This is a genomic window from Bacillus sp. 05T21, assembly GCF_056396785.1.
The window spans coordinates 109,740-126,445 of the sequence record NZ_JBFTMD010000006.1 but is presented as its reverse complement, the minus strand read 5'-3'; the positions used below and the strand labels follow the sequence as shown (position 1 = coordinate 126,445).

The 16,706-nt window shown below is 37.6% G+C and carries 9 protein-coding genes; 7 read left to right on the top strand and 2 right to left on the bottom strand.

Annotated elements, in window-relative coordinates:
- Positions 1 to 31: 31 nt before the first annotated feature.
- On the bottom strand, positions 32 to 1,516 hold the full coding sequence (gene dhaS, locus AC1DKZ_RS14305; RefSeq protein ID WP_476996495.1) for an aldehyde dehydrogenase DhaS: 1,485 nt from the start codon (positions 1,514 to 1,516) through the stop codon (positions 32 to 34).
- A gap of 272 nt (positions 1,517 to 1,788) precedes the next feature.
- Between dhaS and AC1DKZ_RS14300 the strand changes: the two genes are divergently transcribed.
- From AC1DKZ_RS14300 to AC1DKZ_RS14275, 6 genes are all read left to right on the top strand, one after another.
- Positions 1,789 to 2,067: a YhdT family protein gene (locus tag AC1DKZ_RS14300; RefSeq protein WP_002014357.1), complete on the top strand. Its 279-nt coding sequence runs from the start codon at positions 1,789 to 1,791 to the stop codon at positions 2,065 to 2,067.
- Between the two features lie 3 nt (positions 2,068 to 2,070).
- Positions 2,071 to 3,504, top strand: a complete 1,434-nt coding sequence (panF, locus tag AC1DKZ_RS14295; RefSeq protein ID WP_002087740.1) for a sodium/pantothenate symporter — start codon at positions 2,071 to 2,073, stop codon at positions 3,502 to 3,504.
- Positions 3,505 to 3,638: 134 nt separating this feature from the next.
- Positions 3,639 to 4,571 carry a nucleoside hydrolase gene (locus tag AC1DKZ_RS14290; protein ID WP_043313738.1) on the top strand — a complete coding sequence of 311 codons (933 nt, stop codon included), beginning with the start codon at positions 3,639 to 3,641 and terminating at the stop codon, positions 4,569 to 4,571.
- Between the two features lie 117 nt (positions 4,572 to 4,688).
- A complete protein-coding gene (locus tag AC1DKZ_RS14285; RefSeq protein WP_002137672.1) occupies positions 4,689 to 5,798 on the top strand; it encodes a serine hydrolase in 1,110 nt (369 codons plus the stop codon).
- Positions 5,799 to 5,899: 101 nt separating this feature from the next.
- The gene (gene argH / locus AC1DKZ_RS14280) at positions 5,900 to 7,408 is read left to right on the top strand and encodes an argininosuccinate lyase (protein ID WP_002137671.1); all 1,509 of its coding nucleotides are present in this window, start codon (positions 5,900 to 5,902) and stop codon (positions 7,406 to 7,408) included.
- Positions 7,409 to 7,474: 66 nt separating this feature from the next.
- Positions 7,475 to 8,308: a GNAT family N-acetyltransferase gene (locus AC1DKZ_RS14275; protein ID WP_043313737.1), complete on the top strand. Its 834-nt coding sequence runs from the start codon at positions 7,475 to 7,477 to the stop codon at positions 8,306 to 8,308.
- A 35-nt stretch (positions 8,309 to 8,343) separates the two neighbouring features.
- Here the strand turns inward: AC1DKZ_RS14275 and AC1DKZ_RS14270 are convergent, their stop codons facing one another.
- A complete protein-coding gene (locus AC1DKZ_RS14270) occupies positions 8,344 to 9,093 on the bottom strand; it encodes a (S)-benzoin forming benzil reductase (protein ID WP_002137669.1) in 750 nt (249 codons plus the stop codon).
- Between the two features lie 117 nt (positions 9,094 to 9,210).
- Between AC1DKZ_RS14270 and AC1DKZ_RS14265 the strand changes: the two genes are divergently transcribed.
- Positions 9,211 to 16,683 (top strand): DUF7507 domain-containing protein, encoded by a 7,473-nt coding sequence (locus AC1DKZ_RS14265; protein WP_476996494.1) that lies wholly within the window; start codon positions 9,211 to 9,213, stop codon positions 16,681 to 16,683.
- Positions 16,684 to 16,706 lie beyond the last annotated feature (23 nt).

Sequence of the window (16,706 nt, the reverse complement as noted above, 5' to 3'; positions counted from 1 at the left end):
AACCTGACCGAGTAGGTCAGGTTCTTTCTCGTTAATTTAAGTTAATCCAAACGCTCTTCACTTCTGTATAGTTGTTCAGCGCGTAAGATCCCATTTCGCGGCCAAGACCGGATTGTTTAAATCCTCCAAATGGAGATGCTGCATCAAAGACGTTATAACAGTTTACCCATACAGTACCAGCACGTACTTTACTTGCAACATAGTGTGCTGTTTTAACATTTTCTGTCCACACACCAGCCGCTAAGCCGAATTGTGATTTATTTGCACGTTCAATTACTTCATCAATATCGTTAAAAGGTATTGCAGAAATAACTGGACCGAAAATTTCTTCTTTTGCGATCGTCATCTCATCATTTACATCAGCGAATACTGTAGGAGAAACGAAGTAACCTTGGTCGAATGGTTTGTTTCCTCCGCAAAGTACTTCAGCACCTTCTGCAATTCCTTTTTCAATATAACCCATTACACGTTTTTGTTGTTCTTCAGAAACGAGAGGTCCGATTGTAGTTTCTGGATTTAGACCAGCGCCTTGAGTTAATTTTTTTGAATATAGAACGAGATCAGCCATGACATTATCGTACATTTTCTTCGGAATAAATAAGCGTGACCCAGCACAGCACACTTGTCCTTGGTTAAACATAACGCCAGAAAGCGCAGCTGGAATCGCTCGAGATAAGTCAGCGTCTGGTAAAATAATATTTGGTGATTTACCACCAAGTTCTAATGTAACGCGTTTTAATGATTCAGATGCTTGTCGCATAATTTGTTTACCGACTGGAGTAGAACCAGTAAATGCAATTTTATCAACGAGTGGATGATTAACAAGTGCTTGTCCAGCTGATTCACCGAATCCAGGAACGATATTAATAACACCTTTCGGGAATCCAGCTTCTTCAATTAATTCAGCTAAGTATAGAGCGGATAGTGGAGTTTGTTCTGCAGGTTTTAAAACGATTGTACATCCTGTAGCAAGCGCAGCTCCCATTTTCCACATTGCCATAAGAAGTGGGAAGTTCCAAGGGATAATTTGACCGACGACACCAACAGCCTCATGGCGTGTATAGTTAAAGTAATCACCGGAAACAGGAATTGTTTGACCAACAATTTTCGTCGCCCAGCCAGCATAATAGCGCATATGCTCAATTGCAAGTGGTATGTCTGCCGCCATTGTTTCACGGATTGGCTTTCCGTTATCTAACGTTTCGAGCTGTGCGAGCTCTTCTTTATGCTCTTCCATTAAATCAGCGAGCTTGTACATAAGACGGCTGCGTTCAGCAGTGCTCATGCGTGACCAAGGACCTTCATCGAAAGCCATTCGAGCAGCTACCACAGCTTTATGAATGTCTTCGCGACCAGCTTCAGCAACGATAGCGAGTGTTTCACCAGTTGCTGGGTTAGGAGTTTTAAATGTTTTTCCGGAAGCGCTTTCAATGAACGCTCCGTTCACATATAGTTTCTTTGTGCCTTGAAGAAATTTCTCTACCTTTTCATGAAGATTTACAGCTAGTTGACTCATTGTATAACCCCCTTGAAAATATAATTTAAACGCAGTACGAGACGGCGTTTATTCCGAAATCAAGGATGTGGGAACTAGATGAAAAGCCTCTACTTAAAATCATAAATAAAAAATGCTGAAAATTCAAATTTCATTTTCGTTACAATTGTAAAAAATATGTAATGAAACATTGTATTCTATATAATTACAAAAAATCCTGCGCGTTTTTGTTTTCTAGTAGGAAAAACTAGAAAAACAGTGGTACAATTATACATCGTGAGAGGAGGGGGAAAATGAAGAATTATCATGATGATCCGCGCTTTCGAGTTGCCCATAGAGAAGCGTTAATTGGTCTTGGATTAGCTATTATTAATTTTATAATATGGTATGGATTTGCTTATGGGCTTGGAAGTAAGGATCCGAGTGAATATACATATGTATTAGGTTTTCCAGCATGGTTTTTTTATAGCTGTATCGTTGGATTTATCGTAATGGTTATTTTGCTTATTTTAGTTGTTCGTTTTTTATTTCAAGATATTTCACTCGATGAGGAAGAAAAAAGTGAGGAATGATAGATGAATTGGTATGTAATAATCCCAATGATAATTTCTTTTATCGTTGTGTTTTTAATTGGTGTATATGCATCAAGACGTGTACAAGCAACCGCTAATAATAAATTTTTACAAGAATATTTTCTTGGTGGGCGTGAACTTGGTGGCTTATTATTAGCTATGACGATGATTGCTACGTACGGTAGTGCAAGTAGCTTTATCGGCGGGCCTGGTATTGCTTACAATATGGGTCTTGGATGGGTGCTGTTATCAGCGATTCAAGTTGTAACAGGATATATCGTTTTAACGGTTATTGGTAAAAAGTTTGCTATTATCGCTAGAAAGATGGAAGCAATTACGCTTATTGATTATTTAAAGGGCAGATACAATAATAAAGCGGTAGTTGTTCTTTCTGCTTTATGTATTATAATCTTTTTGTTCTCAGCAACAGTAGCCCAGTGGGTTGGCGGAGGACGATTAATTGAGTCGCTAACAGGACTTTCCTACACAACGGCACTATTTTTATTTACATTTTCTGTACTTGTGTATGTGTTAATTGGTGGATTTCGTGCAGTCGCTTTATCAGATACGTTATTAGGAATCATTATGTTAGTCGGAACAACAATCATTTTAATTGCTACTGTCATTGCTGGTGGCGGAGTTGAAAAGATTATGCAGGAACTTATTCAAATTAATCCGAATTTAATAACACCGTTCGGAGCGGATGGAAGTTTAACGAAATCATATGTCACATCATTTTGGATTTTAATTGGGATTGGTGTCGTTGGATTACCGCAAATTAGTGTGCGTGCTATGTCTTATAAAAATTCAAAAGCTATGCACCAAGCATTAATCATTGGAACGGTTGTCGTCGGTACGATTATGATTGGTATGCATTTAACAGGTGTGTTTGCAAGAGTAGTCCTTCCAGGCATAACGGTACCAGATAAAGTAATGCCGCTACTCGCGATGGAAGTGTTGCCACCTTGGTTAGCTGGAGTTTTCTTAGCTGCACCAATGGCAGCGATAATGTCTACTGTGAACTCATTATTATTACTTGTAAGTTCGTCAATTATTAAAGATATATATGTGAACTACATAAATAAAGATGCCGCGGATAGTACGATAAAGAAAGGTAGCCTATTGATTACTGGTATCGTAGGATTACTCGTATATGCTGCCGCTATTAAGCCACCAGACTTTTTAATTTGGTTAAATTTATTTTCTTTCGGTGGTTTAGAAGCAGCGTTCATTTGGCCGATTGTGTTAGGTTTATATTGGAAAAAAGGAAATGCAACTGGAGCTCTCGCATCTATTTTAGTTGGAGTAGGTTCCTATATGTTTATTCACCTTTGCTACCCTAATCCATTCGGTATACATACAGTTGTTTTCCCGATTTGCTTTGCATTTATCTCTTATATAATTGGTAGTATGGTTACGATGAAAAAAGTAGCATAAAAATATAGAAAAACGTAGGGATTTCTAATATGAAGTTCCTACGTTTTTTGTTTATACAAAATTTATCTTTTTCATTCTGTATTCCGTCATGTATTCATAAAGTAATAACAATTGATGGGATGGAGTTGAGGTCTATGAAAAAAATATTATTTTTAGGAGACCCAGGAATTGATGACTCTTTAGCAATTATGTATGGATTATTGCATCCTGATATTGATATTGTTGGAGTAGTAACTGGATATGGGAATGTAACGCAGGAAAAGGCGACGAGTAATGCGGCGTATTTATTGCAAATAGCTGGCAGGGAAGATATACCTGTTATTAATGGTGCTAAAATACCTTTGTCTGGTGATTTTGTGACGTATTATCCAGAAATTCACGGCGTAGATGGCTTAGGACCTATTAAACCCCCAAAAGCTTTTTCACCAAATATAAAACCCTTTTGTGCATTTTTCGATATTCTTGAAAAGTATAAAGGAGAATTAATTATTGTTGATGCTGGTAGGTCAACAACATTGGCAACAGCTTTTATTTTAGAAAAACCGATGATGAAGTATGTGAAAGAATATTATATAATGGGCGGTGCGTTCTTAATGCCTGGAAATGTTACACCAGTCGCAGAGGCGAATTTTCATGGTGATCCTATTGCGTCACAATTAGTTATGCAAAATGCAAAAAATGTGACAGTAGTGCCGCTTAACGTTACATCCGAAGCAATTATTACACCAGAGATGGTAAAATATATTACGAAAAACTCTAAAACAAGTTTTAATAAGTTAATCGAACCGATATTTACGTATTATTATAAAGCTTATAAAAAGTTAAATCCCAAAATAACAGGTAGTCCAGTACATGACGTTGTTACAATGATGGTAGCGGCAAATCCATCTCTTTTAGATTACGTGTATCGTCGTGTTGATGTAGATACGGTTGGAGTTGCGAAAGGGGAAAGTATCGCTGATTTTCGCCCGCAACCTGAAGCAAAAGCGTTGAAAAATTGGGTTAAAATTGGCTGGTCTTTACATTATAAAAAGTTTCTAGAGGATTTTGTGAAAATTATGACGTAGACATAATAGGAACATACAAGTTAAAATAATGGAGATGATTATTTAAATAATCATCTCCATTATTTTGTTTTTAAAAGATAAATAGAGAAGAGTTACACAATAGGAGAGGAATTTTACTTGAAAAAAACTATAGTATGCGCAGTGGTTGTGGGTATTTTTGTTTTGCTAATATCAGGTAACTTTTTAGTGAAAAAAGTTTGGAGTTCAAATAATGATGATGCGGAATATATAGCATCCTTTATTGAAGAACATAAAGATGAAAAAAATAGCGCGCTTCTAGTAAAGAGAAATGATAAAGTTGTTTATTCTGTAAATCCAAATGTTGTATTGCCAGTTGCTAGTACGATGAAATTAATTGTGGCGCTTGAATATACGAAACAAGTTACCGAAGGGAAAATTGATCCGTCTAGTTTCGTCTCAATTAATGATGTGAATCGTTATTATGTACCAAATACAGATGGTGGTGCACAAGACAGGTGGCAAAATTATTTGCAAAAAACAGGGAAGATAACTGAAGGAGCGGTTTCTTTAGAAGAAGTTGCAAAAGGAATGGTTAAGTTCAGTTCAAATGCAAATACTGAATATTTAATGGAATTGTTAGGGCTAGATAACATTAATCGAAATTTACAAAGCTTATCGCTCCCTGCACACCAACCACTATTTCCGATTGTTTCATCATTATATATTCCAGGATATTTGCATAAAGAATTACATGTTCCAAAATATAAAATAGAGAAAAAGTTAAAAGAAATGTCCCAAGAGCAATATCGAGAGTATGCCATGATTATTCATGAACGCTTAAAAAAGAAGGGACCATTATTACAGAAGGAAATTCCTCTTTATTTAGAGGAACGATACGACAAAATTTGGTCGGATAGATTGCCTGCTGCTTCGGCAAATGATTATATGGTATTGCTTCAAAAGGCAAATCATAAGGGTGGTCTTACAGAAGCTGAAGAAAAAGTGTGGGCGAATATCGTTGAAACAGATATGAGCGCAAAGAAATATCGTAAAACATTCAGGCATGCTGGACAAAAGAATGGTTATACACCATGGACGGTAACTAAAGCAGTTTATGCAATGGATAAACGCGGAAACTGTACAGAAATTGTTTTCTTAGCAAATAATTTAAATGAAGATGACAGTGCTGAAATACGTAAACACTTAGCAAATTTACATTTCCAAGTGTTGCAAAGTGATAAGTATGATGCGACTTTTATTAAATAAACTCGGTGCTATAAGCACCGAGTTTATTTTTACGTACAAGCACTTTTTTGCCATCCCTGGGTATGATGGGTAGTAATACTTAGGTGAGAGGGGAAAAGGTGATGAAACAGAGTAAAGAAGAGTTTATAAAGAGTGAAGGCGCTGATTTCCCTGGGAAAACATATGTGGATTGTGTATTACAGCATGTATTTGATTTTCAACGCAATTATTTATTGAAAGATATGTTTCAAGTGCATAGGGCACATATTATTATGTTAACTGAAGAAAAGTTGATGAAAAGAGAAGAAGCTAAAGTTATACTAGCAGCACTTAAAAAGGTAGAGGCAATTCCCAAGGATAGATTATTATATACGGAGCAGCATGAAGATCTTTTTTTCTTAGTTGAACATTTGCTTTCTCAAGAAGCAAAGTGTGAATTTGTAAGTAATATGCATATCGGTAGAAGTAGAAATGATATGGGTGTAACGATGTATCGCATGAGTTTACGGCAATTTGTATTGCGGTTAATGGAACATCATTTATTGCTGCAAGAAAGTATGCTGGAGCTCGCCAGTGAACATATGGAAACAATTATGCCCGCGTATACACATACCCAACCAGCGCAGCCGACAACATTTGGTCATTATGTTTTGGCAATTTACGATACGATGCAACGAGATTTAGAAAGAATGAAAAAAGCGTATCATCTTTTAAATCATTCTCCAATGGGGGCAGCTGCCCTTTCTACAACAAGCTTCCCAATTAAGCGAGAACGAGTGGCGCAGTTACTTGGGTTTACAAATGTAATTGAGAACTCATATGATGCTGTTGCTGGAGCGGATTATTTATTAGAAGTTAGCTCGTTACTAATGGTAATTATGACGAATACGAGTAGGTGGATTCATGATTTTTTACTATTAGCGACGAAAGAATATGATGGGATTACTGTAGCGAAGCCATATGTGCAAATAAGTAGTATTATGCCGCAAAAACGAAATCCTGTTTCAATAGAACATGCCCGTGCTATTACGAGTAGTGCTTTAGGGGAAGCATTTACTGTATTTCAAATGATTCATAATACACCATTTGGCGATATTGTCGATACGGAGGATGACTTGCAGCCGTATTTATATAAAGGAATCGAAAAAGCGATTCGTGTTTTTTGTATGATGAACGCAGTTATTCGAACGATGAAAGTAGAAGAGGAAACGTTAAAAAGTCGTTCATATAAACACGCGATTACGATTACAGATTTCGCAGATGTTTTAACAAAAAACTATGAAATACCATTTCGGCATGCACATCATGCAGCAAGTGCGATTGCGAATATGTCATTGGAGCAGAAAAAGGAGTTACATGAATTAAATTTCAAAGATATAAATGTATACTTACAAGAAAATTTGAAAGTAAATTTATTAGAAGAAGAGTGGAAAGAAATTATATCGCCAGAAGCTTTTATTCAAAAAAGAAATGTATATGGTGGACCGAGTAAAAAAGAGATGGAGCGTATGATTAAAAATCGAAAAGAGTCATTTCAAAAAGAAGAAGAGGTATTTGAAAAGGAAAAACAAAGAATTTTACAAGCTGAAAATGATTTGAATACGTTAGCTTCGAATATTATTGAATCGTAAAAGAAGGATTTAATGAATTAATCGCCAATACTTAATTTAAATATAAATCGAGGGAAGAGATTGTCGATGATTCAACTACATGTATATGAAGAGATTCTTAATTTTACAGAAGAGGTTACACCATTTTTAGAGAAGAATGAGCAGGAAAATAATCTCATATTAGGTGTATTACAAATGGTCCAAGAACCGATATTTATAGGAGTAGCAAAACAAGAGGAAGAAATTGCAGCTGTATTTCTTCAAACAGAAGAAAAGAAACAAATAATTGTTGCTACGTCTGAGATTTCGGCAGTAGCTATTAAGGAACTTGCAAAAGAGTTAACGAAAGTATATCCAAATATTCCTGGATTGATTGGTAATAAAAAAATCGTACAGAAATTAGCGGAAGAGATTGCAGTGTTAGAGAATAAGAAAACTAATATTGCAATGGAGCAAGGTATATATGAATTAAAACAAGTAAAGAAAAAGTGGAACGGAGATGGAATCTTTCGAGAAGTAAGTAGTGATGAGCTAACATTAATAGAGCAGTGGATATATCAATTTTGCGAAGATGTGAAGCTTCCTACTACGAAAGAAGAAGCGAAACAAACTGCTCATACATTAATTACTAATCATCGTCTATTTGGTTTAGAAGTAGACGGGAAGATTGTTTCTGTAGCTGCAAAAACGAGACCGACTACAAACAATATAACAGTTAATTTCGTATATACACCGAAAGAAGCTCGGAAAAAAGGGTACGCATCTAGTTGTATCGCTGCACTTAGTCAACGTATGTTAGATGAAGGCTACAAAACAACGACATTATATACGGACCTGGCAAATCCAACATCAAATAAAATTTATCAAGAGATTGGTTATGAGAAGATGATGGAGTCTGTACTCATATTTTTAGAGAAATAGAATGAAAAGGCACGCTATTATAGCGTGCCTCTTTGTTATTCATCAATTCGAATTACTTCACCCTGCGGGAAATTCTCAGTTTCTAGTAAGTTACGAATAGCTTTCGCAACATATTCAGGTGACAGTAGCTTTCCTTCTTCTTTTAATGCGGTGAATCGATCTAAGTTAATAAAGTCTTCCTTATTTGTTTCACGAATTTGTGCTTGCATATTTGTATCAACAACACCAGGTGCGAAAGCGACAGTTTTTACAGGATATTCTTTCTCCACTTCTTCAGTAGCTACGCACTGTGTAAACATATTTACACCGGCTTTCGTTGTACAATAAGCTCCCCATCCGAAATAAGGATTTTTTCCTGCGCCAGATGAAATATTTATAACGCGTTTATCTACTTTCCAGTCTTTCGTATGTTTCATGAAAGCGGAAGTAAGGATCATCGGTGCAAGTAAATTAATGTGAACGTTCGTAATGAATTGGTCGCTTTCTGCTTTTTCAATCGGCTTCATAGGTGCAACTGTACCCGCATTATTAATTAAATGAATAGAAGATACATTGTCTTCTTTAATAGATGAAATGATTTCGTTAAAGTTAGTTTCTAAATTATGTACATCTTGAAGATCTAAGGGATGGAAAATGCATTTGCTGTTATATTGTTCTGCGAGTTTAGTAAGCTCTTTATTTTCTCTTCTAGAAATAGAGATGATACTCGTGTTTTCTTCTAACAATTGCGCGGCGATTGCCTCACCTAAACCTTGTGAAGTTCCTGTTACGATAACGTAGCGCATAGTGTAATAAACTCCTCTCCATATATGTGGAATTTTGTTGGACAACGTACGTTGCATAGTTTGTCTACATTTTATAGTATAGAGCACTTTTTACTATAAATGAAATGAGATGATTATGTGCCTTTTATGAATCGCTTTACAACGACAGTACCTGGTGCAGTCACGTTCACTGGGAATACGTTAGGGCTTAGCCCTACATCGCCTGCGCCAGGTAATATTTTTGGTACACTTGCTGTATTTACAACGGTAAATACAGCGCTACAAGTACCAGGATTCCCAGCAGGAACAACGGATGAATGGCAATTGAATTCTTCAAGTGCAATTTTAAATCTTCCGGCGGGGAGTAGTGTGTTATATGCGGAATTAGTTTGGGCTGGTACTTACCGGACTGATACGGAAGATGTTTTACCGTTTTTAAATGATGATATTACATTTACAACACCATCAGGGACGTTTGCTGTTACGCCAGATCCCGCTACCGCGCAGCAAGGTTCAGTAGGAAAGCAGTTTTATTATGCTCGCTCTGCTAATGTAACGAATCTTGTAAGTGCAGGTGGGGCAGGCGCATATACAACAGGTGCCGTGCCAGCTGCAAGAACTTCAGCTGATCCAACAATCAGTCGTTCTGCTGGTTGGACACTTGAGGTTGTTTATCAAAATGCAAGTTTACCACTTCGGAATTTGTCAGTATATGCAGGCCAAGAAATTATCGATGCTTCATCCCCGCCAGTTGATGCTACTATTTCAGGGTTTGCTACTCCAGCTACAGGAGCTGTTACAGGAAGAGTGCTCGTAACTGTTCAAGAAGGAGATTCTAACATTTCTGGAGATCAACTTCGCTTTGGTCCGAATGCAAACGCTACAGTTGCATTATTCGGACCGAGAAATCCCGCAAATAATTTCTTTCAGTCTCAAATTTGTAATGATATTGGGGAATTAGATACAACCGGGACGTTTGGAGATTTGAATCAGCCGTTAGGGATAGCTTTGGCCGTTCGAAGACAAGGGTGGGATATTACAAACGTAGATGCTTCATCGTCATTAGTTAATAATCAAACTTCAGCAACTGTTCGTTTCGTTACAAATGGTGATGGTTATGCGGCAGCTGGTTTTGGTGTTCAAATTGATGCGACGGGGCCGATTATAAATCCTGTTAAATCAGTTGATAAAACAGTTGCAGGAATAGGAGATATTCTCACCTATACGATTACCGTTCTGAATACAGGAACAGGAAGTGCAGAAAACGTTGTATTACAAGATAGTATTCCGAACGGAACAACATTTATAGCTGGTAGTGTAACAGTAGGTGGAGTAACACAACCGAGTGCGAATCCCGCGAGTGGGATAAATTTAGGTACAATCCCAAATAACACGCAAAGAATTGTTACATTTCAAGTTCGAATAACATCGTTTCCGAACCCAAATCCTATTTCAAACCATGCAATGGTGTCGTACCAATTCCGTCCTTTCGTCGGAAGTCCTCCTATCACAAGTACAGCTTCTTCAAATACAGTACAGACGACGGTAAACCGTGCAAATCTAAGTTTGCAAAAATCTGTAGATCTACAGACGGCAACACTTAATGACATATTAACGTACACAGTGAATGTCACGAACAATGGGAATGTCGCTGCAAATAATGTTATTTTTGTCGATAGTATACCTGCTGGAACAATGTTTGTAACAAATAGTGTTACGGTAAATGGAGTAGCTCGACCAGGAGCGAATCCCGCAAGTAGTATTAATCTTGGAAGTATTAATGCTTCGCAAACGACTGTAGTACGCTTTCAAGTTCGAGTGACATCTAATCCTCTTGTAAATCCAATTCCGAACCGTGCAAGTGCAACGTTTAACTTTATTCCGGTTCCTGGTCAACAACCAGTTTCAGGCCAAGCGACAAGTAATACAGTATTTACTACAATAAATATAGCTGATATAAGAACGAGAAAAACAGTGGATAAAGCTTTTGCGACGGTTAACGACGTTCTTACGTATACCGTTACAATTGAAAATACAGGAAATGTACTGGCGACGAACGTTATTTTTCAAGATCCAATCCCAATTGGAACGACTTTTATACCAAATAGTGTAACTGTTGATGGAGTTTCGCAACCTGGGGCAAATCCAGCGACTGGTTTTACGGTAGCGAATATATCTCCAGGTGGAAGTAGAACGGTGACTTTTCAAGTACGAGTTACATCTACCCCATCAGGAGGCACGATTGCGAATCGCGGTAATGTATCTGCTAATTTCGTCGTTATTCCGAATCAACCGCCAGTAACGATTAATAGGCAAACGAATACCGTTGTAACACAAGTTAATACAGGTGGTTTAAATGTAATAAAAGAAGTGAATACAACGCAAGCAGCAGTAGGGGATACTTTAACGTATACGATTTCCGTTCAAAATACAGGAAACGTTCCGCTAACAAATGTATTTTTCCAAGACCCTATTCCTTCTGCTGTTTCATTTGTTGCAAATTCTGTAACAATTAATGGAGTACCGCAAAGTGGATTGGATCCGAATCCAGGATTTTCTCTTCCAAATATTCCTGCGGCTCAGACAGTTGTAGTCACATTTGACGTATTAATTGTACAGGATCCAGAAAATGAAGATATTTTAAATCAAGCAAATGTAACAGCAAGTTTTCAAGTGAATCCGAGTGAACCACCAGTAACAATTAATGTTCCTAGTAACATTGTTAACACAACTGTACAATCGGGGAATTTTGAAGTTGTGAAAGCAGTCAATACGGATGTTGCAACGGTAGGGGATGTTTTAGTATATACAATCGAAATCATAAATGCAGGTAGTGTACCAGCGACAAATGTATTTTTCCAAGATTCAATTCCGCAAGGGACATTATTTATTGAAAACAGTGTATTAGTTAATGGTGTTTTACAAGAAGGAGCAGATCCAGAACTTGGATTCCCACTAAATAATTTGCCTACTGGCGCAAGTGTAATTGTTTCGTTTGAAGTATTAATTGATGAAATTCCCCAAGGAAATAATGTCGTAAATAATGCGAATGTAACTGGAGATTTCCTTGTAAATCCAACAGAGCCACCAATTACTGTAACAGTACCAAGTAATACTGTTATGACAGTTGTGAATTCTTCAGGGCTAAATGTAATGAAGAGCGTAAGTGCTAGTGAAGCCGGTGTAGGAGATACGTTAACGTATACAGTTCGTATACAAAATAGTGGAACAGTAGCAGCGACAAATGTATCATTCCTTGATCCGATTCCATCTGGAACAACGTTTGTTGCGAATAGTGTAACAATCAACGGGATATCTCAACCTGGTTTAGATCCGACAACTGGATTTCCGCTTGCTAATATTCCGGTAGGTACGATGGTAACAGTTACTTTCCAAGTGTTAATTACAAGTGTACCATCAAATAGAGTTCTTCCGAATAATGCGAATGTCACTGCTGATTTCCAAGTAAGTCCTCTCCAGCCACCAATTACAATTGTAACGATTAGTAATATTGTTGTGACGCGAGTGAATGTAGGATCACTTAATGTAATGAAGAGTGTAAATACACCACAAGCAGGTATAGGAGATACGTTAACGTATACGATTCTTATTCAAAATACAGGAACTGTTCCTGCAACAAATATCATTTTTCAAGATCCAATCCCAACTGGAGCTACATTTGTAGCGAATAGTGTAACGATAAATGGAGTTGTTCAGCAAGGCGCGAATCCTATGACAGGTTTTCCAGTACCAAATATTCCAGTCGGGCAAACCGCTACAATTACGTTTCAAGTTACAGTGACGAGTGTTCCAAGTGGAGGGAATATAAGAAATCAATCGAACGTTACTGCAAGCTTCCTTATAAATCCGGCAGGACCTCCTATAACGACTGTTACGAATAGTAATTTTGTAGTGACACAGGTAAATACGGCACAGTTAAATATACAAAAATCTTCATCTGTACAACAAGCAGCACTTGGAGAGACTTACACGTATTCTGTTGTCATTCGAAATAATGGCACAGTACTAGCGACGAATGTTTCTTTCATTGATCCGATTGCAACAGAAACAACATTTGTCGCAAATAGTGTAACGATAAATGGAACGCCTCAACCTGGCTTTGACCCAAATGCTGGTTTCCCGCTCCCTAATATCGCAGCTGGAACATCATTGACAGTAACGTTCCAAGTTACGGTAGTTGCACCGTCTACACGTGGAGCAGTACTAAACACAGCATCTGCTACAGCCACTTTTTTATTAAATCCTTTACAACCGCCTGTAACAACGACAAATTCAAGTAATACGACAGTAGTTACAATACCGTTACCTCCTCCTGGTGAAGTAACAGCAACAAAAACTGTAAATGTTGCTGCTGGAGCTGTTGGAGATGTATTAACGTATACCGTTCTAATAACGAATGTAGGAATTATACCTGTTACAGATGTACTCTTCCAAGATGTCATTCCAGAAGGATCAACATTTGTCGCAAATAGTGTAACGATAGGTGGAATACAGCAACTTGGTGTAAATCCTGAAATAGGATTTACAGTTACTCCGTCATTAAATGCTGGTGGAAGTATTACGGTAACATTCCAAGTGACGATTACAGAGATTCCAGATAATGAAGTCATATTAAACGATGCTGACGTTACATTTACTTCACAACCAAATCCGCAGGAACCACCGATTACGCAAACGATATTAACAAATTTAGTCGTTACGACGATTAATATAGCGTCTATTTTTCCATTAAAACTAGTAGATAAAGAGGCAGCAACGGTTGGAGAAATATTAACTTACGATGTATTAATTTTTAACTTTGGAACAGTGCCGGCAACAAATGTTCAATTTCTTGATTCTAGTACGAGTGGTGTAGCATTTGTTCCAGGAAGTGTGAGTATAAACGGAATACCAGAGCCTGGATTAGATCCGTTCATAGGCTTTACAGTTCCAGATATACCTGTAGGTGATTTTGTACTTGTCACATACCAAGAGATGGTAACGAGCATACCTCAAGGTGGAACAGTAGTTAACTTTGTGGATGTTACGGCTACATTTGCTGTAAGTGGAACAGAGCCGCCTATTACTGAAACAACGACAAGTAACACGACATTAACGAAAATAAATGAATCTGGTTTGAATGTTTTAAAATCAGTAAGTCAGCCGGTTGTTGCAGTAGGAGATACAATCACATATACAACAGTAGTTCAAAATACGGGAACAGTGACAGCGACGAATGTTCAATATAGTGATGTATTACCTTCCTCTATAACATTCATACCGAACAGTGTAACGATAGACGGTGTGTTACAACCTGGATTCAATCCTAATAATGGATTCCCGCTTCCAGATATAAATCCAGGTGAAAGTGTAGAAGTAACTTTCCAAGTAACCGTCGTCAGTGTGCCATCAAACGGAACGATTGCCAATACGGCAAATGTGACTGGAAGCTTTATATTAGTACCAGGAGAACCACCAGTTATAGTAAACCAACCAAGCAATACAACACTCACAACTGTAAATAGAGGACGATTTAATGTTATAAAACAGGTGAACAGGGCTGCGACTCTCGTTGGCGATGTATTAACGTATACAGTGCAAATAACGAATACGGGAACAGTAACAGCTAACAATGTTCAGTTTATTGATACGATTTCAGCAGGAGCGTCATTTGTCCCAAATAGTGTAACGGTAAATGGAACTCCGCAACCTGGTTTAAATCCGATTACTGGGTTTGGAATTGGCGATATACTTGTTGGCAATACGACTATAGTGACGTTCCAAGCGACAGTGACAAATATTCCATCTTCAGGAACGATAACGAATGTTGCAAATATAACAGGAAGTTTTACTTTAGTACCAGGAGAACCACCAGTTGTAGTAACAGAGCCGAGTAATACGACAATAACAAGGGTAAATAGAGGGCGATTCAATGTTATAAAAACTGTCAACAAACAGGCGACACGATTAGGAGATACGTTAACGTATAGTGTGCAAGTTACAAATACAGGAACGGTAACAGCGACAAATGTGCAATTTATTGACGTTCCATCACCTAGTTTAGAATTCGTTCCAGGGAGTGTACAGATAAATGGGATTCCGCAAGTAGGTTTAGATCCTTTTGTAGGCTTTTCATTACCGGATCTCCCAGTAGGAGATAGTGTACTCATAACGTTTGAAGTAACTGTAATCTCAATCCCGCCTTCTAATAGCATTATGAATTCGGCGAGTGTAACGGGTAGTTTTGAACTTATTCCAGGAGAACCACCGTTTACAATTACGAGTTCGAGTAATACGACAGTAACTCCAGTAAATAGAGGCAGTTTAGATATGCTAAAAGAAGTAGATCATCCAATTGTTGGAGTAGGAGAAACGGTAACGTATACTGTTCGTATATTAAATACTGGTACGGCTGATGCGATGAATGTTCAATTTATAGACGTGTTATCTCAGGAAGCTGATTTTGTCCCAAATAGTGTAACGATAAATGGAATACCACAGCCGGGGTTAAATCCACAGATTGGATTTACGATACCAGATATCCCAGTCGGTGAAACGGTGATTGTAACATATGAAGCTACGATTACAAGTTTTCCTGATGGTGGTACGGTAGTGAACGTTGCTGGGGCATTAGCAGAGTATATTTTAGTACCAGGAGAGCCACCAGTTACAGTGATGGACACAAGTAATACAGTTATTGTAACGGTAAATACTGCAATTTTATTTGTTGCAAAAGGAGCGGATTTTGAAGTAGCAATGGTAGGAGATGTTGTCACTTACGGAATTGCTGTTATAAATGATAGTACAGTTCCTGTGACGAATCTTATTTTAACAGACATCATTGACCCAAATACGTTATTTATAAATGGCACGGTAACAGTAAATGATGTACCTTTTCCATTTGCCAATCCGAATACTGGTATCCCTTTAGGTAATTTTCAGCCAAATGATGCAGCGATTATTAATTTCCAAGTTGTAATAACAGGAGGGCAAATAAATAATTTAGTTACAAATACAGCTACAGCGAATGGGCTTGCAACTGTAAATCCTAATGAGCCGCCAGTAGTAGTTGAAGGCGATAGTAATACAGTTGTTATCCCGTTTATTCCTCAAAATGTTTCAACAACAGTCGTAAAAACGGCAGATCTTCAATCAGCAACGATAGGCGATGTTATTACGTTTACGACAGTTATTACGAATACGGGGGATACAGCGATACAAAATATTCGTTTTCAAGATATGTTAGATAGTAGTTTTCGATTTGTTCCTGGAAGTGTAACTGTTGATAATACGCCAGTGCCAAATGTAAGCCCAGTATTAGGGTTTCTTATAGGAAGTTTAAATCCAGGTGAAGCACGGACAGTTTCGTTCCAAGTAACAGTTCAGAGTGCACCAAGCGGTTCAGGAAATTATATTAATCAAGCGAGTATTCGCTTCGAACATCAAGTAGGCACAGTATTGCCACCTGTTACACAAATAATAGATAGTAACATAGTTGTCATTCCATTTGTTCCAACGATAGAACAAATTTGTGAAACAAACTTTAATTGTTTAGACAAAATTCCATTTCACTGTTCCCCGTGTAATCAGTTGCGAATAAATAAAAAATAAACACAAAAAGAGCATCCTGAAAG